The sequence below is a fragment of the Nocardia halotolerans genome (genome assembly GCF_042650145.1).
Classification (GTDB): Bacteria; Actinomycetota; Actinomycetes; order Mycobacteriales; family Mycobacteriaceae; genus Nocardia; species Nocardia halotolerans.
This window is the reverse complement of the sequence record NZ_JBHSDL010000025.1, coordinates 14,494-36,544: the sequence shown is the minus strand read 5'-3', so window position 1 is coordinate 36,544 and position 22,051 is coordinate 14,494. Positions and strand designations below refer to the sequence as shown.

20 protein-coding genes are annotated in these 22,051 nt (G+C 69.7%); 10 read left to right on the top strand and 10 right to left on the bottom strand.

What is annotated here, in order from left to right; translation table 11 throughout:
• The first annotated feature begins 21 nt into the window (after nucleotides 1–21).
• Both ACFO5K_RS18640 and ACFO5K_RS18635 read left to right on the top strand, forming a co-directional pair.
• Nucleotides 22–687, top strand: a complete 666-nt coding sequence (locus ACFO5K_RS18640; protein ID WP_378564287.1) for a hypothetical protein — start codon at nucleotides 22–24, stop codon at nucleotides 685–687.
• Between the two features lie 12 nt (nucleotides 688–699).
• Complete coding sequence (locus ACFO5K_RS18635; protein ID WP_378564284.1) at nucleotides 700–1,206, top strand: NADPH-dependent FMN reductase; 507 nt, start codon at nucleotides 700–702, stop codon at nucleotides 1,204–1,206.
• 61 nt (nucleotides 1,207–1,267) lie between these two features.
• On the opposite strand, the gene ACFO5K_RS18630 is transcribed toward ACFO5K_RS18635, so the two are convergent.
• Nucleotides 1,268–1,735 (bottom strand): RrF2 family transcriptional regulator, encoded by a 468-nt coding sequence (locus ACFO5K_RS18630; RefSeq protein WP_378564281.1) that lies wholly within the window; start codon nucleotides 1,733–1,735, stop codon nucleotides 1,268–1,270.
• A gap of 138 nt (nucleotides 1,736–1,873) precedes the next feature.
• On the opposite strand from ACFO5K_RS18630, the gene ACFO5K_RS18625 reads away from it, so the two are divergent.
• The gene (locus ACFO5K_RS18625; RefSeq protein ID WP_378564278.1) at nucleotides 1,874–2,632 is read left to right on the top strand and encodes an SDR family oxidoreductase; all 759 of its coding nucleotides are present in this window, start codon (nucleotides 1,874–1,876) and stop codon (nucleotides 2,630–2,632) included.
• A gap of 98 nt (nucleotides 2,633–2,730) precedes the next feature.
• Here ACFO5K_RS18625 and ACFO5K_RS18620 read toward each other — a convergent pair whose 3' ends face one another.
• Nucleotides 2,731–3,306 (bottom strand): TerD family protein, encoded by a 576-nt coding sequence (locus ACFO5K_RS18620; protein ID WP_378564275.1) that lies wholly within the window; start codon nucleotides 3,304–3,306, stop codon nucleotides 2,731–2,733.
• Between the two features lie 289 nt (nucleotides 3,307–3,595).
• On the opposite strand from ACFO5K_RS18620, the gene ACFO5K_RS18615 reads away from it, so the two are divergent.
• The 3 genes from ACFO5K_RS18615 to ACFO5K_RS18605 all read left to right on the top strand — a co-directional run bounded on the left by ACFO5K_RS18615 (nucleotide 3,596) and on the right by ACFO5K_RS18605 (nucleotide 7,749).
• On the top strand, nucleotides 3,596–4,714 hold the full coding sequence (locus ACFO5K_RS18615; RefSeq protein ID WP_378564272.1) for a metallophosphoesterase: 1,119 nt from the start codon (nucleotides 3,596–3,598) through the stop codon (nucleotides 4,712–4,714).
• Nucleotides 4,715–4,778: 64 nt separating this feature from the next.
• A complete protein-coding gene (locus tag ACFO5K_RS18610) occupies nucleotides 4,779–6,314 on the top strand; it encodes an MFS transporter (RefSeq protein WP_378566164.1) in 1,536 nt (511 codons plus the stop codon).
• 97 nt (nucleotides 6,315–6,411) lie between these two features.
• Nucleotides 6,412–7,749, top strand: a complete 1,338-nt coding sequence (locus tag ACFO5K_RS18605; RefSeq protein ID WP_378564269.1) for an FAD-dependent oxidoreductase — start codon at nucleotides 6,412–6,414, stop codon at nucleotides 7,747–7,749.
• Here ACFO5K_RS18605 and ACFO5K_RS18600 read toward each other — a convergent pair.
• From ACFO5K_RS18600 to ACFO5K_RS18585, 4 genes are all read right to left on the bottom strand, one after another.
• Nucleotides 7,721–8,287: a hemerythrin domain-containing protein gene (locus ACFO5K_RS18600; RefSeq protein ID WP_378564266.1), complete on the bottom strand. Its 567-nt coding sequence runs from the start codon at nucleotides 8,285–8,287 to the stop codon at nucleotides 7,721–7,723. The genes ACFO5K_RS18605 and ACFO5K_RS18600 overlap by 29 nt on opposite strands.
• Nucleotides 8,288–8,429: 142 nt before the next feature.
• Nucleotides 8,430–8,582, bottom strand: coding sequence for a hypothetical protein (locus ACFO5K_RS18595; protein ID WP_378564263.1), 153 nt, complete (start codon nucleotides 8,580–8,582; stop codon nucleotides 8,430–8,432).
• A gap of 35 nt (nucleotides 8,583–8,617) precedes the next feature.
• Nucleotides 8,618–8,992 (bottom strand): cold-shock protein, encoded by a 375-nt coding sequence (locus tag ACFO5K_RS18590; protein ID WP_378564260.1) that lies wholly within the window; start codon nucleotides 8,990–8,992, stop codon nucleotides 8,618–8,620.
• Between the two features lie 82 nt (nucleotides 8,993–9,074).
• A complete protein-coding gene (locus tag ACFO5K_RS18585; RefSeq protein ID WP_378564257.1) occupies nucleotides 9,075–9,494 on the bottom strand; it encodes an Hsp20/alpha crystallin family protein in 420 nt (139 codons plus the stop codon).
• A gap of 157 nt (nucleotides 9,495–9,651) precedes the next feature.
• Here ACFO5K_RS18585 and ACFO5K_RS18580 point away from each other — a divergent pair, with 157 nt between their 5' ends.
• Nucleotides 9,652–9,960, top strand: a complete 309-nt coding sequence (locus tag ACFO5K_RS18580; protein ID WP_378564254.1) for a MerR family transcriptional regulator — start codon at nucleotides 9,652–9,654, stop codon at nucleotides 9,958–9,960.
• Here ACFO5K_RS18580 and ACFO5K_RS18575 read toward each other — a convergent pair.
• From ACFO5K_RS18575 to ACFO5K_RS18560, 4 genes are all read right to left on the bottom strand, one after another.
• Nucleotides 9,957–11,258 (bottom strand): cryptochrome/photolyase family protein, encoded by a 1,302-nt coding sequence (locus tag ACFO5K_RS18575; protein WP_378564251.1) that lies wholly within the window; start codon nucleotides 11,256–11,258, stop codon nucleotides 9,957–9,959. The genes ACFO5K_RS18580 and ACFO5K_RS18575 overlap by 4 nt on opposite strands.
• Entirely contained in the window at nucleotides 11,255–12,604 is a 1,350-nt protein-coding gene (locus tag ACFO5K_RS18570; RefSeq protein ID WP_378564248.1) for a TIGR01777 family oxidoreductase, read from the bottom strand. Before ACFO5K_RS18570 ends, ACFO5K_RS18575 begins: the two co-directional genes overlap by 4 nt.
• A gap of 22 nt (nucleotides 12,605–12,626) precedes the next feature.
• Nucleotides 12,627–12,866, bottom strand: coding sequence for a hypothetical protein (locus ACFO5K_RS18565; protein ID WP_378564245.1), 240 nt, complete (start codon nucleotides 12,864–12,866; stop codon nucleotides 12,627–12,629).
• 97 nt (nucleotides 12,867–12,963) lie between these two features.
• Nucleotides 12,964–13,437, bottom strand: a complete 474-nt coding sequence (locus ACFO5K_RS18560; protein WP_378564242.1) for a hypothetical protein — start codon at nucleotides 13,435–13,437, stop codon at nucleotides 12,964–12,966.
• A 261-nt stretch (nucleotides 13,438–13,698) separates the two neighbouring features.
• Here ACFO5K_RS18560 and ACFO5K_RS18555 point away from each other — a divergent pair, with 261 nt between their 5' ends.
• Genes ACFO5K_RS18555 through ACFO5K_RS18545 form a run of 3 tightly spaced genes read left to right on the top strand, consistent with a single transcriptional unit; the run spans nucleotide 13,699 to nucleotide 22,044 of the window.
• The gene (locus ACFO5K_RS18555) at nucleotides 13,699–14,331 is read left to right on the top strand and encodes a GNAT family N-acetyltransferase (protein ID WP_378564239.1); all 633 of its coding nucleotides are present in this window, start codon (nucleotides 13,699–13,701) and stop codon (nucleotides 14,329–14,331) included.
• Nucleotides 14,324–20,650, top strand: a complete 6,327-nt coding sequence (locus tag ACFO5K_RS18550) for a type I polyketide synthase (RefSeq protein WP_378564236.1) — start codon at nucleotides 14,324–14,326, stop codon at nucleotides 20,648–20,650. The genes ACFO5K_RS18555 and ACFO5K_RS18550 overlap by 8 nt, the downstream gene beginning before the upstream one ends.
• Nucleotides 20,647–22,044 (top strand): aminotransferase class I/II-fold pyridoxal phosphate-dependent enzyme, encoded by a 1,398-nt coding sequence (locus ACFO5K_RS18545; RefSeq protein ID WP_378564233.1) that lies wholly within the window; start codon nucleotides 20,647–20,649, stop codon nucleotides 22,042–22,044. The genes ACFO5K_RS18550 and ACFO5K_RS18545 overlap by 4 nt, the downstream gene beginning before the upstream one ends.
• The last annotated feature ends 7 nt before the right edge of the window (nucleotides 22,045–22,051 follow it).

The window sequence follows — 22,051 nt, the reverse complement described above, 5'->3', positions numbered from 1 at the left end:
CCGACTGCCCCAGGAGATCTGATGAACCAGCACACACGAAAGACCTTGGCCGCGATCACCGGGCACCCGGCGCCCCGCGACATCGAATGGGCAAAGTTCATCACCATGTGGGAAGACATCGCCGATGAGGTCGAGCAGGAATCGGGGGACCGGTTGGCGGTGAAGATGAACGGGCATCGCGAGGTGTTCCACCGCCCGCACGACGGACGGGTCTCGATCGGCGATATCGAACACGCGCGGCAATTGCTGAAGGACCAGCCGGAAGTGAAAGGGTCCGGGGATTTGTTCGTCGTCGCGATGGACAGCGAGAAGGCCCGCGTGCTGCATTTCGATCTCGCTACACCGGAAGTGCGCGAGTCCGAACGCGACGTGGTCGACGGAAAGAGCGCGGCGCGTCATCTGCGCACCGTGGAACGCCACACCGGGCGCGAAGACCCGAAGGTGTTCGTGCACTACTTCGACGATGTGGCGGTGGCGTTGAACGAGGAGATCGGCACCGAAGAATTCGTGGTGCTCGGGCACGGCAGCGGCGACTCCGATGTCGCCGCGCAGTTCGTGCAGCGGATGCGCGAGAACAATCCCGCACTCGCCGGTCGGATCGCCGGGGTCGGGCGGATCGACCTCAGTGCTGCCAACGACGCGGCGATCGAGGCCGAGGCCCGGCAGATCGCCGGGACCGCGAAGTAGAAGGGGTAGTTGATGTCGTATCTGCTCGCCCTGGTCACCGAGCCCGGCGAGGAAAGTACTTGCGCGCAGTTGGCTACCGAGGCCCAACGCGTAGCGGTCCGCAACAATGTCGACGTGGTGCTGCTGGCCGAACTCGACACCCTGCCCGCCTACAGCAGCGATCTCGACACCGAGGACGCACGTCCGCTGATCGCGAACCAGCTGCGCCGTTCCACTGTCGAAGCCGACGGGGTGTTGTTGTTCGCCGCCGAAGGCGAGCACATGCCGACGCTGGCCGACAGCGTGCTCGCCTGGCTCGCCAATCCCGGCCAGGCGCCCGCGATCACGGGCAAACCGGTCGCGGTGGTGACGGCAGGGCCCGGTGAAGTGGTCAATCAGAATCTGGCCGAGCGGTTGCGGTCCGCCGGTGCGCAAGTGGTGGCCGACGGAGTGTCGATCGCGTCGGCGTGGAGTGACCCGAACACCCTCGAACGGCTCGGTGACGCGGTGGTGGCGGTGGACGCGGCCGCCCGGGGCTGAATCGCGACGGCGGGTGCCCGGTCGTAGTCACTCGGCACCGTGAGGGAACGGGCGCGGATCTCTAGCCGGGGGAGAGCAGGCGGCGGTTGCGCTCGGGGATTTCCGGGGGCAGGGCGGCGACGAGACCGGCCACGGTGACCGATCGCAGGCTGGTGCGCCAGGCGTCATGGGCGGAATCCATGGTGGCCGCGAGGGCGCAGCGTTCGCGGCACTGGTCGGCCGGGAGCGCACCGCGTCCGTGTCGGCGGATCTCGCGGCACTGATAGGGGTCGCCGCGGCCGTCGATCGCTTCGACGATGTCGAGCACGGTGATCAGGTCGGGTGTGCGGCCCAGGCGGAAACCGCCTCGCGGGCCCGTGGTCCCGGCCAGGATGCCCTCGCGCACCAGCCGGGCCAGCTGTTTGGCGAGGTAGGCGGGCGGCAGGTCGAAGTGTTCGGCCAGTTGTGCGGTGCTGACGGTTTCGCCCGGCACCTGCGCGAGCAGCGTGACGCAGTGCAGTGCCCACTCCAGGCTTTCCGGCAACTTCATGCCTGCCAGCTTAACGATCACCGCCATCGCAGAGCCGCGACATCCGGGATCGCACACCGAGCGTGACCACACTCGTCGTCCGTCATCGCCATTCGCTGCTATTCTGGACATACAATGTCGCCAATAGCGGAGGAATTCATGCGTATCGCAGTCGTCGGAGCCAGCGGCCGGATCGGACAACTCACCGGGAACGCGTTGAAACAGAACGGTCATGACGTCGTGCCCATCAGCCGGGGCCACGGCGTCGATGTCTACACCGGGGTGGGGCTGGCGGCGGCGCTGGCCGACGTGCACGCCGTCGTCGACGTCACCAATTGCACTGCCACAGGCGAATCCGAGAACGTCGACTTCTTCACCACCGCCACGAAGAACCTGCTCGAGCAGGGGCGCCGGGCCGGCGTGCGGCATCACGTCACGCTGTCGATCGCCGGGGTCGGGCGGGTGGCGGGCAATGCGCACTATGCCGGCAAGCGGGCGCAGGAGGCGGCTGTCGAAGCCGGCGAGACGGCCTACACGATCGTCCCGGCGACACAGTTCCACGACTTCGCCGCGATGGTCGCGTCCTGGACCGAGCAGGAAGGCGTGGCGCGGATCGCTCCACTGCTGATCCAGCCGATCGCACCCGCCGAGGTGGCGGGCATTCTCGCGCGGGTCGCAGCCGGAGAGCCGCAGGGCCGCCACGTCGACATCGCCGGACCGGGTCCGCAGGACCTGGTCGACATGGCGCGGCGCACCTACGCGGCCCGGGGCCGGTCCGTCCAGCTCGTGCCCACGTGGGACAACGGGCTCTTCGACGCGACGATGGCCGGGGAGGTGCTACTGCCCGGCGCCGACGCCGAGATCGCGCCCACCTCGTTCGAGGACTGGCTCGCCGACGAGTACTACGCGGCACCCTGACAGGCGCGCATCGCACCGCGCGCAGCGGTGTTCGGCGCCGCACCCGCGAGGCTGTCGACCGGCCTCGGGGTGCGAGTGCGCCGAAGCGTGTGGGGCGCTTAGAGGTTCACGCCGAAATCGCGCGCGATACCTTCCAGGCCCGATGCGTAACCCTGGCCGATGGCGCGGAACTTCCACTCGGCGCCGTTGCGGTAGAGCTCGCCGAAGACCATCGCGGTCTCGGTGGACGCGTCCTCGGACAGGTCGTAGCGGGCCAGTTCCTCGTTGCTGCTGCGGTCGACGACCCGGATGTAGGCGTTGCGCACCTGCCCGAAGGACTGGCTGCGGGTCAGCGCGTCGTAGATCGAGACGGGGAACACGATCGAGTCGATCGTGGCCGGGGCGTTGGCCAGGTCGACATTGATCGCCTCGTCGTCACCGTCGCCTTCGCCGGTGAGGTTGTCGCCGACGTGCTCGATGGCACCGTCGGGCGACTTCAGGTTGTTGAAGAACACGAAATGCTCGTTGGACACGACCTTCTTGTCGGCACCGAGCGCGATGGCGCTGGCGTCGAGGTCGAAGTCGGTTCCGGTGGTCGTGCGCAGGTCCCAGCCGAGGCCGACCGACACCGCGGTGAGGCCCGGCGCCGCCTTGGTCAGCGAGACATTGCCACCCTTGGAAAGACTGACACCCATACTGAAGATCTCCGATCGGTCGTGGCGGCACGAAGGGTGCCGACCGTGCGCACACTAACACGCGCATGTGACAGCTCCATGGCGTTACCGGTTGCCGAAAACTCCTGTCGAATAAGGAAATTGGTACCTTCCGGCGATGGCATCGGCCCGCGCTGCGTGCCCGCGGAGCGGTCGGCGGCCGGGGCGAGGCGGCCGGGTGAAAGGATCAGGGGCGCTCGATGTGGTCGCTGGTTCTCCGGTTACCGTGTCGCGCCGAAGTGGGTGGGGCGAGTCGCGAGAGGGAACTGTAGTGCTGCGGATGGTTGTCGTCGGTGTGTGCGCCGCCCTGGTGCACTGGCTGTTGTATCGGCGACTGGTCGTCGCGACCGGGATCGGTGGCCCCGCCCGCCCCGCCGCCGCGGTGTTGCTCGGGGTTCTGTGGGTGGCCGCGGTCGTCGCGACCGGGGCGGGCAGCGTCTTCGTGCCGGGCCCGGTGCGGCCGGTGGTCTGGTTGGGGTACGTCTGGTACGCCGTGCTGTTCTATCTGCTGCTGGGCCTCCTGGTGCTCGGTGCGGTCCTGTTGCTCGTGCGCGCAGTGGATCTCGCGCATCGCACCCGGGTGCTGCGGGTGCTGTCGGCGGTGCTGGTGGTGTCGTCGGTCGGGGCGGTGGGCTACGGCGTGGTCGAAGCCGCCGACGTCCGGGTGGTGGAGTCCGAGGCGCGGTTCGCGAAGCTGCCCGAGCAGTTCGACGGGCTGCGGGTGGCGGTGCTGTCGGATCTGCACGTGGGCGCCGCCCGCGGATCGGGCTTCACCGCCGAGGTCGTCGAGCTGGTCAATGCGCAGCGGCCCGATCTCGTCGTCATCCCCGGTGACCTCATCGACGGGGCCGTCGACCTGGTGGGCGGTGACCTCGCGCCACTGGCTGACCTGCGCGCCGAGTACGGCGTGATCGGTGTGGCGGGCAATCACGAAGGGTACGTGGACGAGGTCGCGGCGTGGCTGGATCGCTGGGAGAACCTGGGCGTCGAGACGCTGCGCAACGAACGGACCGAACTGTCCATCGACGGCGCGACGATCGATATCGCCGGTGTCTACGACTACGCCGCACCCGAGCCCTACGCACCCGATCTGGAAGCGGCGCTCGCCCAGCGCGACCCCAACCGGTTCACACTGCTGCTGGCCCACCAGCCCGCCCAGGTGCTCGAGGCGAGTGAGCGCGGTGTCGACCTGCAACTGTCCGGGCACACCCACGGCGGTCAACTGTGGCCGTTCACCTACCCGGTGCGGTGGGCCAATCCCACGGTATCGGGCTGGGACCGCTTCGGTGACCTGCAGATCTACACCACCGTCGGGGCGGGCGCGTGGGGGCCGCCGGTCCGCGTGGGCGTGGCACCCGAGATCGCGATCCTCACCCTGCGCACCGAATAGACCGGTGAGTCCGGCACGGCTGGCGACCCGGTGACCCCGCCAGTAGCCTGTGCCGGTGAAACCGATGGACAAGGCCCCGCAGCGGCCGAAGGTCGCGCTCACCGCGGTCGCTGTCGTGGTGTTCGTGACCTTCCTCGACACCACCGTGGTGAGTGTGGCGCTCGGCGACATCCGCAGTGAACTGAGTACCGACGTCACCCTGTTGCAGTGGGTGGTCAACTCCTACACCGTGGTCTTCGCCGGGTTGATGCTGGCGGGCGGGTCACTCGGTGACCGGTGGGGCCGCAAGCGGGTGATGATCGTCGGTCTGGTGATCTTCTGTGCCGGATCGGTGGTCTCCGCGCTGGCGAGCAGTGTCGCGATGCTCATCGCCGGACGCGCGATCATGGGCCTGGGCGCCGCGGCCTCGGAACCGGGCACCCTGTCGGTATTGCGGCACGTCTTCCCCGACGGGCGCACGCGGGCCAAGGCGGTGGGTGTGTGGGCGGCGGTGTCCGGGCTGGCGCTCGCCGCGGGGCCGGTGCTTGGCGGTGTGCTCGTGCACGCCTACGGGTGGCGCTCGATCTTCTGGTTCAACCTGGTGATCGCGGGGGTCGCGCTCGTCGCCGCGCTGTGGTCGGTGCCCGAGAGCGCCGATCCGCGCCCCGAGCCCGTCGACTGGGCCGGTGCGCTGCTCGGCGCCGTCGCGTTCGGAACGGTGATCTACGCCGCCACCGTCGGTCAGGACCGCGGCTACACCGAGACGTCGGTACTCGCGCTGTTCGCGCTCGGCGGCGTCGCGGCGATCGGGTTCGTCGTCGTGGAGCGGCGAGCGCGCGCACCCATGCTGGAGTTCCGCTATCTGCGATTACCTGGCGTGCGCAGCGCACTGGTGGTCGCCTTCGCCGTCTACTTCGGCATCTTCTCGATCTTCTTCTTCACTGCCCTGTATCTGCAGGTGATGCAGTCGTATTCGGGTGCGCGCACCGCCACGGTCTTCGCTCCGATGGCCGCCACGATCGTCATCGGCTCGCTGGTGGCGGGGTACTGGGTGGGGCGTCGCGGCGCCCGCACCCCGATGATCCTCGGCTGTGTGCTCGGCGCCGCCGGGATTCTGCTCACCCGTCAGGCGCTGTCGGGTACCTTGCACGACCCGTGGCTGGCCGCGGCGATGGCGGTGGCGGGGTTCGGATTCGGGATCGCGGTGGTGCCGTTGACCTCGGCGGTGCTCTCCGGTGTGCCGCCCGAGCATTCGGGAATGGCGGCGGCGGTGACCAATACGATGCGCCAGGTCGGTTCGGCGTTCGGTGTCGCTGTACTCGGGGCATTGGTCAGCGGGTTCCTGTCCGCGGATCTGAAGGCGCGGATGAACGAGCTGGGGTTACCCACCACGCTGCAGCCCGACGCGATCCAGGCCGTCGAACGGGGCCGCATCCCGGAGGGCGCCGACATCACACCGTATCTGCAGTACCTGTCGAAGGTGTCGGAGGTGATCGACGCCGGAAAGGTGGCTTTCCATCACGGGCTCGATGTGGCCCTGCTGGTATCGGCGGCGCTGATCCTGGCCGCGGCCGCGTTCACCGCGCTCGACGCGCCTCGCCGACCGGCGGAGATTCCCTGATCGATTCCATCGACGCGCATCTATGGTTGCTTTGATTGACGTTGGTCGATAGAGTTCCGTGCGTAAGATCGATGCGTATCGATGAATGGAGAATGCGATGTCTGATCTGCCCGTGGTAGTGGTCGGCGCCGGCCCCGTGGGGCTCGCCGCCGCCGCCGAGCTGCGTGAACGCGATGTGGACGTGGTGGTGTTCGAACGCGGCGCACACGCGGGCGCCGCCGTCGCCGAATGGAACCATGTGCGATTGTTCTCCCGCTGGGCGGAACTGATCGCGCCCGCCGCGCGCCGCCTGCTCGCGGGCACCGAGTGGACCGCTCCGGCCGCCGAGGACTACCCGACCGGCCGGGAATGGGCGCGCGACTACCTCGTCCCACTGGCCGCCGTGCTCGGTGACTCGGTGCGCTTCGGCACCGAGGTCGTCGGGGTGGCGCGGCGGGGTCGTGACCGCGTGGTCGACGCCGGCCGCGACAGCGAACCGCTGTCGGTGCATCTGCGCCGAGCCGACGGCAGCGAGGACCGGGTCCTGGCCCGCGCGGTGATCGATGCCTCCGGTACCTGGGGCAGCCCGAATCCACTGGGCGGAGAGGGGCTCCCGGCGCTCGGCGAACGCGGCACCGGCGCGGTGACCTACCGGGTGCCCGATCTCGACTCCGCCGACGAGTCCGCCCGCTACCGCGGCCGCCACACGGTGATCGCCGGCAGCGGTCACTCGGCGCTCACGGCGATCGTGGCGCTGGCGCAGCTGGCGCAACGGGAACCGGGCACCCGGCTGACCTGGGTGCTGCGACGTGGTTCCGCCGACGCCACGTTCGGTGGTGGTGCCGCCGACGAACTGCCCGCCCGCGGCGCACTCGGCATCCGTGCGAAACAGGCCGTCGAGGCGGGCTTGCTGGAGGTGGTCACCGGATTCCGCACCGCCGCCGTCGAATCCGACAGCGCAGGGCGCCTCGCCCTGGTGGCCGACGACGGTCGCCGCATCGACGACGTCGACACCGTGGTGGCGCTCACCGGCTTCCGCCCCGAATCGGCATGGCTGTCGGAAGTGCGTTTGGAACTGGATCCGGTGCTGCAGGCCCCGGTCCGGTTGGCGCCGCTGATCGATCCGAACGTCCATTCCTGTGGCACCGTGTACCCGCACGGCGTCGCCGAACTGACCCATCCCGAACCCGGTGTCTACCTCGTGGGGATGAAGAGCTACGGCCGCGCCCCGACGTTCCTGGCGATGACGGGCTACGAGCAGGTCCGCTCGATCGCCGCGGCCCTCGTCGGTGACCACGAGTCCGCCGCGCGCGTCGAGCTGTCCCTGCCGGAAACCGGAGTCTGTGGTGGCGCGGGACTTTTCGATGATCCGGCCGAAGCCGGCGCGGGCGGTTGCTGCGGGCCTGCCTCGGAAGTCCTGACGCCGATCAGCTCGGCTTCAGGCCCCCGACACTGAGTGACCCGCTCGCTGGTGTCTCGAGGTTCTCGGCCGCGCGGACGTAGGCGTCCGGGTCCTTGTCGACTGAGCGGACACCGGCGTAGTTGCGTGCCTCGTAGGCGGCGAAGGCGACAGCGAGGCGATGGCGGGTCCGCAACCCGGCCAGGCGGCGGAAATCGGTGAGGCCCTCGCGTTCCTCCTCGGCCATGTGGTCGCCGTTGGCGCGGTTGGCTGCCGCGACCGCCGCGTACCACTCGTCGGTGCCGACCTGGTGGCGGGCCACTTCGGCGACCGCGTCGCGGATGTCGTTGTGGTCGTGGATGGCATCGAGCGTTTCGTCCTCCACCACACCCGTGCGCCGGGCGGCCATGCCTTCCTGCAGCAGTGCGGGGTAGAAGATCTCCTCTTCGGCCTGGGCGTGCAGTTCGAGGAAGGCGGCCAGCCTGTCCCAGATCGCGGAGAGCACCTCGGTCTCCGCGCGGTCGATCTGTTCCACGATGGCGAACAGCCGGCGCTGCTCGTGGTGGTCATCAAGGATCAGCTCTGTAATGTCCACGATTCCTCCCTGATACCGCAGGTCAGGTCAGTACTGAACGGGGCAGTGAGCCCCTCGGGCACGCTTTGCTCTCCGGAGCCGACGATAACGCACCGAGGGGCCGGCCCGGCTCAGGCATACCGGCTACGGCCCGGGCCCGGCCTCAGGAGCGCACCGGGTACTGGGGTACGCCGTCCATGACCTCGGTCCACCAGTCCTGCAGGGGACTGGGATCGGGCCAGCGGACAGTGGTCTCGGCCGGGGACGGCAGGTCGGCGGTCCCGGTTTCGGGTCGGGTGCGGAGTTCGGTGTGCATGTGAGTCCTCGACGAAGGAATCGGTAGGGGGCGGGTCAGGCGGCGCGGCGGCAGCGCGGCCGCCACGATCGCGTGGACGGGTGGACGAGCGGGGTGGGTGAAGGTGGCGCGGTGCGGGTGCTGTCGTAGGTCAGCACCCGCACCGCTTCGGGCCCACGAGAGGTGTCGGTGGCGGTGAAGACCACCGGCTGCCCGGCACGCAGGGTTTTGTAACCGGGCGCCTGGATGGCGGTGTGTTCGACGAAGACCGCCTGATCGCCGTGGTCGGGGGTGAGGAAACCGAAGCCCTTCTCGGCGTCGAACCAGGCCACGTGGCCGGGCTGCCAGCTGCCGAACTCCGCCTCGCGGTGGCGGTGCGGATCCGGCACGGCGGTGTGGTCTTCGATCGGCGCGGCGGGGGAAGTCGTCATCGGCATAGCAGTGCTCCAGGCAGGGTCGATACGGGCGACTGTGGTGAAGCCGGTCGCGGGAATGTTCGACCGGCGTCGGGTCTCAGGCGTCGACGGTCTGGTTGTCGCGCTGGTGGAAGACTTCGATCTTGCGCGGCTTGGCCTTCTCCGCGACCGGGATCGTCAGGCGCAGCACACCGTCGCGATAGTCGGCGCGGATGCGGTCGGTGTCCATGTTGTCGCCGAGGAACAACTGGCGGCTGAACATTCCGCGCGGCCGTTCGGCGGCGATCATCGAGCGCTCGGTGTCCAGGCCTGGGCGTGTGGCCCGCACGGTGACCACATTGCGTTCGACATCCAGGTCCAGCGAGTCCGGGTCGATCCCGGGCAGATCGAACTCGACGAAGAACTCCTCGCCGTCTCGCCAGGCATCCATCGGCATCGCCGCGGGCCGGGCCGCCGTACCGAACACCTGCTGGGTCACCCGGTCCAGATCGCGGAACGGATCGGTGCGCATCAACATGGTCGCCACCTCCAACTCACTCCATCCTCGGTAGTCTGATTGTCAGATAACCTCTGTCATCTGACACAGATATTATTTAGCACTCGACCCAATCGAGTGCAAGTAGTCGAGCTAGGTAATCTGGTCGGAGCGAACAGAACGCGAGGTGAGGAACTAGATGGACATGCGGCGCGACAGCCTGCCTTCGGCCGGGCAGGCGGTATATGCCATCTCCGTCGCGGCCGAGCTGGCCGGGATCGGCGTGCAGACACTACGTCTCTACGAGCAGCACGGGCTCATCACTCCGGCTCGCAGCGCCGGCGGCACCCGGCGCTACAGCGGCGACGACCTGACCCGCCTGCACCGCATCACCACCCTGACCACCCAGGGCATGAACCTGGCCTCGATCGCGCGCATCCTCGAACTCGAGGACACCGTGGCCTCGCTGCGCGCCGAGCGCGATCGGCTGGCGGGCAACGGGCCCTAGCTGCCGACGCAGTCGATGAGGCGCGGGGGATAGACCGCCGCATCGACGTTCTCGCGCCAGGGGCGGTGCACACGCGCACCCGGCAGGTGCGCGAGCTCGGGCAACCACCGGCGCGCATAAGAGCCGTCGGGGTCGTAGCGGTCGGCCTGTCGCAGGGGGTTGAGGACGCGGTTGGGCCGGGTGTCGGTGCCGGTGCCCGCGATCCACTGCCAGTTGAGCTGGTTGTTCGCGAGATCGGCGTCGACGAGCCAGTGCAGGAAGTGCGCCGCGCCGAGACGCCAGTCTTGGCGTAGCGACTTGGCCAGAAAGCTCGCCGCGATCAGCCGCGCCCGGCCCGGCATCCAGCCCTCGGTCCGCAACTGCCGCATCCCGGCGTCGACGATCGGATACCCGGTACGGCCGGCTTTCCAAGCGGCAAGCGCCTTTTCGTCGACCGGCCCGGGGGTCGTGCGCGTGCGGTAGTCCCGCCACGCGGCATCGGGCCGGGCCGCGAGCACCTGGTGGTGGAAGTCCCGCCAGGCCAACTGCCGGGCGAAGGCGAGCCCGCCCGCGTCGGTCGGATCGACCCTGCCCACCACATCGGTCGGGGACAGGCATCCGAAATGCAGATGGGCCGACAGGTGGGAGGTCGCGTCGGCGGCGAGGTCGTCGCTGTGGTCGGCGTAGCCGGTGATCGGGCCGTCGAGCCACTGCTCGAGCAGTGCGCGTCCGGTCGTCTCCCCGCCGACGCGCAACTGTGGAGACGGTTCCCCGCTGCCGAGCGCCGTCGGACCGGGCAGGGCCGCGCTCGACAGTGCCGGTACGGACAGCGACGGTGGCGCCGGCAGCGGTTTGCGGCGATGCGCGGCGCTCCACCGCCGGAAATAGGGGGTGAACACGGCGAAGTGATCGCGTCCCGTCGACGGGACGAGCTCCGCGGAGGTGGCGGTGATGGAACCGGAGTGGACATGGACTGCCGCGTTCGTCCGGCGCAACGCCTCCTCGCGTCGTCTGCTGTAGCCGCTGACGTCCTCGGCCAGATGCACGCTGGTGGCGCCGGTTTCGGCGAGCACACGGGCTACCTCGTCGGCCACCGTGCCGGACCGCACCACGAGGGCGCCGCCGAGGGCGCGCAGTTCGGTGTCGAGTTCGGTCAGGGCCGCGGCGAGGAAATGCGCGCGGTTCGGCGGGCAGGGAACCAGGGTGTCGTCGACGACGAACAAAGGGACCACTTGGTCGGCCTCGCGGACCGCCGCGGTGAGCGCCGGATTGTCCCGTACCCGCAAGTCCCTGGTGAACAGGGCGACGGCCACACTCATCGTGTGCGGCCCAGGACATGGCGCAGGGTTTCCGGCAAGCCGCCGGTACGGAAGGTGTGGCCGGCCTCGGTCAGTTCGGCGGGGACCACGCGCTGGTTCGCCTCGGCGAGTTCGCGGGCGCCCTGGCGGCCGAGCAGCACGGCGGGGCCGAACGATGGTACCGGCAGCAGTGCGGGCCGATGCAGGACCCGGGCCAGTGTGCGGGTGTATTCGCTGTTGCGAACCGGTTGGGGCGCAACCGCGTTGACCGGTCCGCTCAGGCCGGTGTCCCACAGGGCACGGTGGTAGATGTCGACCAGGTCGTCGATGCCGATCCAGGACAACCACTGCCTGCCGTCGCCGATGCGGCCGCCGAGGCCGGCGGTGAACAGGGGGCGCAGCAGTCGCAGGGTGCCGCCTCGCGGGGACTGGACCACCCCGGTGCGGACCCGCACGACGCGGACTCCGGCGGCCGCCGCGGGCTCGGTGGCCGATTCCCACCGGTCGACGACATCGGCCAGGAAGCCGTCCCCGCGCTCGGACTGCTCGGTGAGCGGCTCCTCACCTCGGTCGTAGCCGTAGAAACCGATGGCGGAGGCGCTGACGAAGGTGGCAACTCCGGTGGTGGCGGCGAGCTCGGCGAGGCGCCGGGTCGGTTCGATCCGGCTGTCGGCGATCGCTCGCCGATGCTCCTCGGTGAAGCGGCCGGCGATGGAGGCGCCGGCGAGGTGGACAACGGCATCGACGTCGACGAGCAGGTCAGGGGCGGGCTCATCGGGGTTCCACTGTCGTTCGCCGTGGTCGCGGGCCGGGTGGCGGACCAACCGCACCACGCGGTGCCCGCCACTGGTCAGGAAGGCACACAGGGCGGAACCGACCAATCCCGAGGCTCCGGTCACCGCGATGGTCGACGGTGTCAGCCCGGCTTCGGCGCCGCGTCGGTGGGCGGCCAGGTCGTCGGCCAGTTGCCGGTATCGGTAGTCGAACATCGGCCGTAGCGCGAACTCCGGGATCGGGGTTTGCACTCGATCGGTCACGCGGGTGTGCTCGGCGTCGACCTCGGCGAACTCGTGGATGTGGCGCCACGGCAGCAGCCGCGCGGTGGGCAGTGAAGCGGGTCCGTCGGCCGTGACCGCGTCGACGAATCGTTCGGGTTCGCGGTATTCGGCGGGGTCGTGCTGGGCCACCCAGCGCAGCCCGCCGGGTAGTCCGAGCACCGCCCGCCCGGTGGCCAGCGAATCCGCTTCGGCGAGCAGGGTCACCGGCTGCCACGGTGGGGCGAGCCGGGCGAAAGCCCCGCGGCGAGCGAACCAGGCGAAGACCTCGGCCCTCGGTGTGGCGACGACGGCGCAACATTCGATGCCCATCATCCGACTGTAGTGCCGGTGATCAGAGTTGCGCGGTACGCGCCGCCGCTTCGAGCCCCTCGGTTTGCCGCAGCGTCTCGGCGGCGGCCGCCAAGCGCAACAGCGCCTGGCCCGACAAACCGGCCGCCGAAGCGCAGAGCGCGCGCATGTGTGGATCGAGCAGGTTGACCACCAGTTCCCGGTCGTCGGAAACCACGGCCGGGGTGGCCTCGGGGGTACCGCTGGCGGTGGTGGTGGGCAATGGCGATCTGGGCGACTGCATGACTCTCTCCTGCGGCGGGTGGACGGCGTGGTGGTACATCAGCGAATGCCCCACCGCGCCGAGCTCAAACAGTCGAAAACCCGGAGTGTTCAGTGGTTCACGGCATCTCGACCGTCTCGGCCCTGGCGATCTCGTCGATGGCACGCCGGATCGAGGCCGTCGGCGCGGTACCCGACAGCTGGGCCAGGTACTCGATGAGCAACATCGCGGCCGGTCGGGGATCGGTCCACGACCGGTCCGCGTCGTCGGGCTCCTGGACATTCAGTGCCCCGGTGAGCACGCTGATCATGGCCGGCACGTCGATTCGCGGCAGCCAGGCCGCCGAGCGGTGCACCACGGCCTCGAGTACGGCACGAACGTCGTCGCCGGAGAGTCCGTCGGGGTGTGCGATTTCGAGCAGTTCCCGCACGATCGCCGCCTGGACCGCCTCGACCTGGTCCGGGGCGAGCGCGGCGAGGTCGGTCATCGCGGCATCGAACCCGGCCGCATCGGTGGCGCGGGCCGCGGTGAGGGCGGAGTCGATTCCGGTCGCGATCGCGCGAGCCGATGCGGGCCACTGTGTCGGCCACATGGACGGTTCTCCTCACTGATGCGGACACTGCAATGCGCAGACCGCTCCAGCGTAGTGAGGGACACTGTCCGAATGCACGCGGCGGTACGGCACCTCGCCAGTCCCCTTGACGGATGACGACCTGACGAAAGACGGCAAGTCGTCAGAAACTCATCGGCTGGATTCCTGTCCTGAGATAGCCTAACGAACAGCCGCCTGCCGAACGCAATGTTGCGTCGTGGATCGCGGTAGATCGTTTGAGGTACAACAGCTTTGAGTTCCATGGCGAGACCGCTCGTTCGCGCCGCGACCCGGGCCGACATCGACCCGATGGTACGGGTGCTGGCCGCCGCCTTCGCCCACGACGATCCGGTCGACGAGTACGTCTTCCCCGACGAGACCGTCCGGCATCGTCGAGCACCACGCATGCTGCGCGCCATGATCAAGCATCGCTTCCTGCCTGCCGGTGGCGCCGAGGTGGCACTGCTGGACGACCGTGTCGTCGGCGTGCTGCTGTGGTACCCGCACGGATACCGGCCGGGTGGCCTGCGCGAAATGCTCGCGGGACCGGAGTTTCTCGCCGCGATGGGCACGGCGGTGCGCCGCGGTTCCGACGTCGACGCGGCGATGGACCGCGCCGCGCCGACCGAACCGCACCTGTTCCACGTCTACCTGGGCGCCGATCCGGCCGTGCAGCGCAGCGGCATCGGCCGAGCGCTGTACGCGTCGTTCACCGACAAGGCCGACCGGCAGGGCGCGGCGCTCTGCGGCATCTGCAAAGACGCCAACGTCGACTACTACCGGGCCCTGGGCAACGAACGCGTCGGCGCCGTGCGCCTCGGCACGGCCGGCCCGGAACTCAACATCATGGTTCGCCGCCCGCAGCCGCTCGAACTGAGGAATGCACATGACTGACATTGCCATCGTCGGTATCGGCTGTCGCTATGCCGGTGGTATCGATTCGCCGGAGTCGTTCTGGGAGTTCGTGATCGACAAGCGCGACGGGGTGCGCGAGATCCCACCGGAACGCTGGGACTGGCGGCGGTACTACGACCCCGACCGGCGCGCGCCCGGGCGCATGTACACCAAGCGCGGCGCGTTCATGACCGGCGATCCCTGGGCCTTCGACCCCGAGTTCTTCGGCATCTCCCCGCGCGAGGCCACCGCCATGGACCCCCAGCAGCGGCTGCTGCTGGAAGTCGCCTGGGAAGCGCTCGACGACGCGGGCGTCGCCGGACGCAGCGCGGGCTCCTCGCTCGGGGTCTACGTGGGCGCCTTCACGCTCGATCAGCTGTCGGTGTCGGTGGGCCCGGCGCTGCCGCATGTCGATCTGCACACCGCGGTGGGCGTGTCCTACACGATGTTGTCGAACCGGCTGGCCTACGCGCTCGACCTCAAAGGTCCGGCCGTCACGGTCGACACCGCCTGCTCGTCGTCGCTGGTCGCGCTGCACCTGGCCTGTCGCGCCATCGCCGACGGCGACTGCGAATCCGCGATCGCCGGTGGCGTGAACGTGATGGTGCAGCCGGAAACATTCGTGACGATGTGCAAGGGCGGTTTCCTGGCCGCCGACGGGCGCAGCAAGCCCTTCGACGCCGCGGCCGACGGCTACGGCCGCGGCGAGGGCGCCGGCGTGGTGGTGCTGAAGAAGCTGGCCGACGCCGAACGCGACGGCGACCGGATCTACGCGGTGGTCAAGGCCACCGGCACCAACCAGGACGGGCGGACCACCGCCATCACCGTCCCCAACGCGAACGCGCAGGAAAGCCTGGCGCGCACGGTGATCCGCCGATCCGGGATCGACGCGCGGGAAGTCACCTACGTCGAGGCGCACGGCACCGGTACCCCGGTCGGTGACCCGCTCGAACTGCGGGCGATAGGGCGGGCTTACGGTGCGGCCACCGGTCGGCCGGCGCCGCTCGGAGTCGGATCGCTGAAGGCGACGCTCGGACACACCGAGGCCGCTTCCGGCGTGGCAGGCATCATCAAGTCGGCGCTGGCGATCCGGCACCGCACGATCCCACCGCAGGGCTGGCTGGATACGCCCAACCCCGATATCGCCTTCGACGAGTGGGGGATCCGCCTGCTCACCGAGCCCGAACCGGTGGGCCCCGAGGTCGAGCGGATGACGGTGGCCGTCAACGGATTCGGCTACGGCGGCACGAACGCGCACGTGATCCTGCAGGAACACCGGCCCACCGCCGGAACCGACCGGGCGCCTGCGCATTTCGGTGTGCTGCCGCTGTCCGGCCGGTCGGAGGCAGCCGTGCGGGAACTCGCCCGCGGGGTCGCCGAACGGATCGCCGACGGCGCCGATCCGCAATTGCTGGCCGAAGCGGCCTGGCGCCGACGCCACCATCACCCGATCCGCGCGGGAATCGCCTTCGGCGACGACACCGAACTGGTGCGGGGTCTGATCGACCTGGCGACCGGCTCGGGACGAGTCGGGCGCACGGTCGCCAAACGGGCCGCGGAACCGGTGTACATCTTCACCGGCATGGGACCGCAGTGGTGGGCGATGGCGCGCGAACTGCTCACCACCGAGAGCGTTTTCGCCACCGAGGCCAAGCGGGTCGACGCCGAGTTCACCGCCGTGGCCGGCTGGTCGATCATCGAGGAATTGCTGCGGCCCGAAGCCGAATCGACGGTGACCTCCACCGCCGTCGCGCAACCGGCCAACTTCCTGGTCCAGGTCGCGCTCCACGCGACGCTGCGCGAACAGGGGATCGCACCCGCGGTCGTGGTCGGTCACAGTGTCGGTGAGGTGGCGGCCGCGTATGTCACCGGCATGCTGTCGCTGCGCGACGCCGTGCTGGTCAGCTACCACCGGGCCCGCCTGCAGGCCACCACGGCGGGCACCGGCGGCATGCTGGCGGTGGGTCTCGGGCCCGAACCGGCCGGTGAACTCGTCGCCGGAGAAGAGTTCGTCGACATCGCGGCGATCAACAGCCCGTCCGCGGTCACCCTCGCCGGCGCCCTCGACCGGCTCGACGTGATCGCCGAGACGCTCACCGAGCGTGGCGTGTTCAACCGTCGGTTGCAGGTAGAGGTGCCCTACCACAGTGCGCTGATGGACCCGATCCTCGACGAACTGCGTGCCGCGCTGGCCGGCATCACCGTCAACGAGCCACGGCTGCCGTTGTACTCGACCGTCACCGGCGCGCCGGTCACCGGCGCCGACTGGCACGGTGAGTACTGGTGTGCCAACGTCCGCAGGCCGGTGCGTTTCGCCGACGCGATCGCCGCCGTGGTGAAGGCGGGCCACCGGGTCTTCCTCGAGGTCGGCCCGCATCCGGTGTTGGGGGCCAACGTTCGCGAGATCCTGATCGGCGCGGGTGAAACGGGAACCACCATCGCCACCCTGCACCGCAAGCAGCACGACGCGCACAGCATGCGCCGGATACTGGTCGATCTCTACGCCGCCGGGGCACTCGACATCGACGCCCTGTTCGCCCACACCCCCGGGCCCACACCCCATATCGACCTGCCCCGCTACCCGTGGCAGCGCACGCGGCTGCGTTCGGAACTGCCCGAGATGCACGTGCTGCGCCACGGCACCGCCGACGCGCGGCCCATGCTCGGCGACCGGCACCCCGACGATGCGGCCACCTGGCGACTGAATCTGTCGATCGCGGCGCAACCGTGGCTCGACGACCATGTGGTGGCGGGCAGCCGGATTCTGCCGGGCGCCGGCTACCTCGACGCCGCGCTCAGTGCCGCCGCGGTGCGGGCCGAAGCCGAGCAGGTCGGCCTCGAAGAAGTGCGGTTCGTCGCGCCGATGATCGTCGACGCCGGTGACGCGCCGATTGTCGAACTCCACGTGCAGGACGCGACGCGACGATTCACCATTCGCTCCCGTGGCGCGGCCGCGACGATCTGGACCGTGCACGCCACCGGCCGCCTCGTCGAAGGCTCCTACACGCCGATCACCGCCGAGGTTCCCGGTCCCGACACGATGGTCGCGGTGGACCCCGCCGACTTCTACACCGGCCTGGCAGCGGCCGGGCTCACCTACGGTCCGGCATTTCGCCGGGTCACCGCGATCCGGTTGGCGACCGACACCGTCGTGGCCCGACTCGACGGTGAGATCGCCCAGGGCACCGCGCATCTGGCCCACCCCGCGGTCCTCGACGCGGCCCTGCAGACAGTCGCTGCCCTGCTCGTGGGCCGCGGCGGCAACCAAGAAGGCGCGATGGTTCCGGTCGGGGTCGCGTCGGTGCGCCGACTGGCCGCGCTGCCCGCCGAGGTGACGGTATTGACCCGACTGTCCGAAGACGATGCCCCGACCGCCGACATCGACCTGCTCGGTCCCGGCAACGAGGTCTGCGTGCAACTCAGGGGCGTCCGGTTCGGCTCGCTCACCCCCGGCGCGGGGCCACTGCAACGGATGACCGACTTCTTCTACGAGGAATGCTGGGAGCTGCGTGAAGCGGTCGACGCCGCCGCCCTGCCGAGCAGCGATGGACTGTTCACCCTGGTTCTGGGATACGGCGAGGGCGCCGGCGAACGCACCGAACGGGTACACAAAGCGGTGTGCTCCGGCGGTGTCGGATCGGCCGCGGTCAGCCTCGACCCCGACGAGCCGGAGCTGGAAACGCACCTGACCCGTCAGCTGCGCGAGATCGTCGCCACCGAGGGTGTGGCCCGTCTGCACGTCTGCGTCGTGCCCGGTGCGGCGGCCGAGGGTGACATCGCGACCCTGTGGACGCTGCGCCGCGTCGCCGCGACCCTGGAAGGGTTCTTCGATGCCCGAGCGAGCGAGCTCGGCCTCGAGATGGCGCTGATCGGTGACGGGTCGCTGTACGCGACCGTCGTCACCACTCACGCCTACGCGCACCCGGCCGACCCGACGCCGCCGGATCCCGGCCAGGCCGCGGTGGCGGGTGCGCGACGCGTGCTGCTCAACGAACAGTCCCGGTTGCGCTGGCGGCTGGTCGACATCGACGACCGGGTCAGCGCTACCGAACTGGCCGCCGAACTGGCCGTACCCGGTGCCTTCACCCATGACCGCAGCGACGAGGTCGTCCTGCGCGACGGACTGCGCTGGGTCACCGTGGTGGACCGCACCCTGCCCCAGCGACTCGACGCGCTCGACACCGCGCAACCGCTCACCGATCCCGAGGCGAACTTCGTCCTGGAGTTGCCGCGCTCACGCACTTTCAACCGGCTGGGCTGGCGGCGCTGTGCACGGCGCGCGCCCGGGCCCGGCGAGGTCGAGCTGCGCATGAGCGCGGTGGGCTTGAACTACAAGGACGCGCTGAAGGTGATCGGTGTGCTGGGTGAGCGTGAGCTGGCGCCCACCTACTTCGGCACCGTGCCGGGTATGGAGGGAGCCGGCACCGTGGTCCGGGTCGGGGAGGGCGTCACCGAAGTCGCGGTCGGCGACGAGGTGATGGTGACCTCCAAGGGCATGGTCGCCAGATACCACACCACCGAGATCTCGCTGCTGGCTCCGGTCGAGCCGGGGACCCCGCCCGGCCGGTGCACCAGCGGCACCGCCTTCGCCACCGCCGAGCACTCCCTGCTCGAGCTCGCCAGGATCGAACCGGGGGAAACCGTGCTGGTGCACGGCGCCGCCGGCGGGGTCGGCACGGCCGCGGTGCAGATCGCGAAGCTACACGGCGCCATCGTGATCGGCACGGCGAGCACCGAGCAACGGCGCGCCGCCGTGCGGGCCGAAGGGGCCGACCACGTCCTCGGATCGCGCTCGCTCACCCTCGTCGACGAGGTCCTAGCCCGCACCGGCGGCCGCGGTGTCGACGTGATCCTCAGTACCGCACCGGGAGAACTGCAACGCCAGAACTTCACGATGGTCGCCGAATTCGGCCGCATCGTCGAAATCGGCAAGGCCGACATCTACGCGGGCGGTGTGCTGGAGCTGTCCGCCTTCGACAAGAACATCTCCTACTTCTCCTTCGATCTGGATCGCATGGCCCGGGTGCGGCGCGCACGAGTGATCGACTTGATCCGTGGGATCAACGCCCGGCTCGACGACGGCACCTACCGGGCCCTGCCGTTCACCACGTTCGGCACCGCGGCGGTGGGCGAGGCGTTCGAAGCGGTCGCGCGTTCCACCGGCCGGGGCCGGATCGCGCTCGACCTGACCGAACCCGAACCCCTGGTCCGGCCCGCACTGCCCCAGGTGCAGGTCGAGGCGGCGGCGAACTATCTGATCACCGGCGGATTCGGCGCCTTCGGCCTGGCAACCGGGCGCTGGCTCGTCGCCCGAGGCGCCCGCCGGTTGACCCTGCTCGGGCGCGGTGGCCCCACGACCGAGGCGGCCCGGGGCCAGCTCGCGGCCTGGGAGCAGCAGGGTGTCGCCGTCGTCACCGAGCGAGTCGACATCACCGATGCCGAGGCAGTGGGCGCGGTGATCGCGCGGGCGCACGCCCCGGCGCACCCGCTGCGCGGGGTTTTCCACACCGCGGGCGTGATCGACGACAAACGCGTGACCGTGATGGAGATCGAGAATCTGTCTGCGGTGTACCGGCCGAAGGTGGACGGCGTACGTGCCCTGGCAGCCGGGCTCACGGCGGCAGGCGTGCGACCGGACCACTTCGTGCTGTATTCCTCCGGCTCGACGATGTTCGGCGCTGTCGGTCAATTCGCTTACACCGCAGCCAATTCGGCCCTGCAGGCGGTAGCCGAATCCACGGTGCGGGCGGGCGGCACCGCGCTCGCGGTCGGGTGGGGACACATGTCCGGCGGCGGCATGGCGGCCGCCGACGAGAACATCGCCCGGTATCTGCGCACCACCGGTTTCGACCCGCTCGACATGGACGAGGGCACGCAGTATCTCGAACAGGCACTGCGCCTGGGCATCACCCAGGCGTCGATCATCCCGATCGACTGGGCCAAGGTCGACGCCACCGCGCCCTTTTTCGCCCAGACCGGGCGCCTGAGCACCATGATCGCCGCGGCGGCACAGGACGACTCGGCCTCGGCCCGATTGCGCACCGAACTGGCCGAACTCGACGAGGACAAACGTGGTGAGGTGGTGGCCTACATGCTCGCCGAGCAACTGGCCCAAGTGATGGGTGTGGCGGCGGACTCGATCGACCTCAGCGTGCCGGTTCCCGAACTCGGGCTCGATTCGCTGATGGCGGTGGAATTCGGTGCGCTGGTATCGAAGTCGCTCGGCGTCGACCTGATGACCCTGCAGATGGGCCGCTCGTTCAGCCTCGAACAGGCGGGCGCGCGAGTGGCCGAAGCGATCGTGAGGGCGGCGGCATGAGCGGCTCGGCTCAGGAACTGGCCAGGAGACTGCTCAGTGAGGCGACCGGCGGCGGGGTGAATTCACCCCGCCCGGCGCCGGCCACTTCGCGGCCCGTAAGCCCGGCACCCGGCGCCGCTGCACCGGTGACCGGCCGGCCACGGCGCGGGCCGGGCCGTCAGTTCGCCGATCACCCCGAGGTGGCCGCGATGGCACACCGACGTGCGGCGATCGACGCGGTGTACGAACAGTACGGGATGCCGAACCCGGTCTTCCTGCTGCGCGAGAGCGCCAATGACACCGTGATCCGGTGGCAAGGGCGCGACCTGGTGAACTTCGGGGCCTACAACTACCTGGGTCTGAGCAATCATCCGAAGGTGGTGCAGGCCGCCAAGGACGCGCTCGACACCTACGGCGCTTCGGCTTCGGCCTCACGCATCGTCGCCGGGGAGATCCCCCTCTACGCCGAACTCGAACAGCGCCTGGCCGGGATGTACGACGTCGCCGACGCACTGGTGACCACCAGCGGATATCTCACCAACGCGGGGGTGATCGGCTTTCTGCTGCGCGACGGCGACGTCGCCGTCTGCGATTCGCTGATCCACCGCAGCGTGGTCTCGGGTGTGCAGTGGTCGGGCGCGCGCCAACTCACCTTCCGCCACAACGACCCCGAATCGCTGCGGTCGGTGCTGCGCATGGCGCGCGCCGGCTTCGACCGCGCGCTGGTGGTGATCGAAGGCCACTACAGCATGGACGGAACCATTGGGGTCCTGCCCGAGATCGCCGCGGTGGCCAGAGAGTTCGACTGCGCGGTGATGGTCGACGAGGCACATTCGCTCGGCGTGTTCGGTGCGACCGGTCGGGGAGTTCGCGAACATTTCGACCTGCCGGGCGACGCGGTCGACATCTGGATGGGCACCCTGTCCAAGGCCCTGGGCAGTTGCGGCGGATTCGTCGCCGGAGACGCCGACCTGATCGGCGCGATGAAAGTCTGCGCCCCCGGCGTGGCGATGCTGAGTGGCGGACCGGCACCGTCCACGATCGGCGCCGCACTGGCCGCGCTCGACATCCTGGACATGGAGCCGCAACGCCTGGCCCGCCTGTGGTCCAACGCCGAGCGTTTCCGGGGACTGCTCGTCGACCGCGAACTCGATTTGGGTGTCTCCGACGGCACCCCGATCTGCCCGGTGCTGGTGCCGCAGGAATTCCGCGCCGGATACGTCGCGGCGCGGTTGCTCCAGCACGGCATCTACGCGGGTTCGATCACCGCACCGGCGGTTCCGGTCGGCAGTGAACGTCTGCGCTTCTTCCTGACCTCCGAACACACACCCGACCAGCTCCGCGACACCGCCGATCAGCTCGCCGCGGCGGTGCGGGCCGCCGAGGCACTGCCCGCCGTCGGCGGCATCGGCTGAGGCAGGC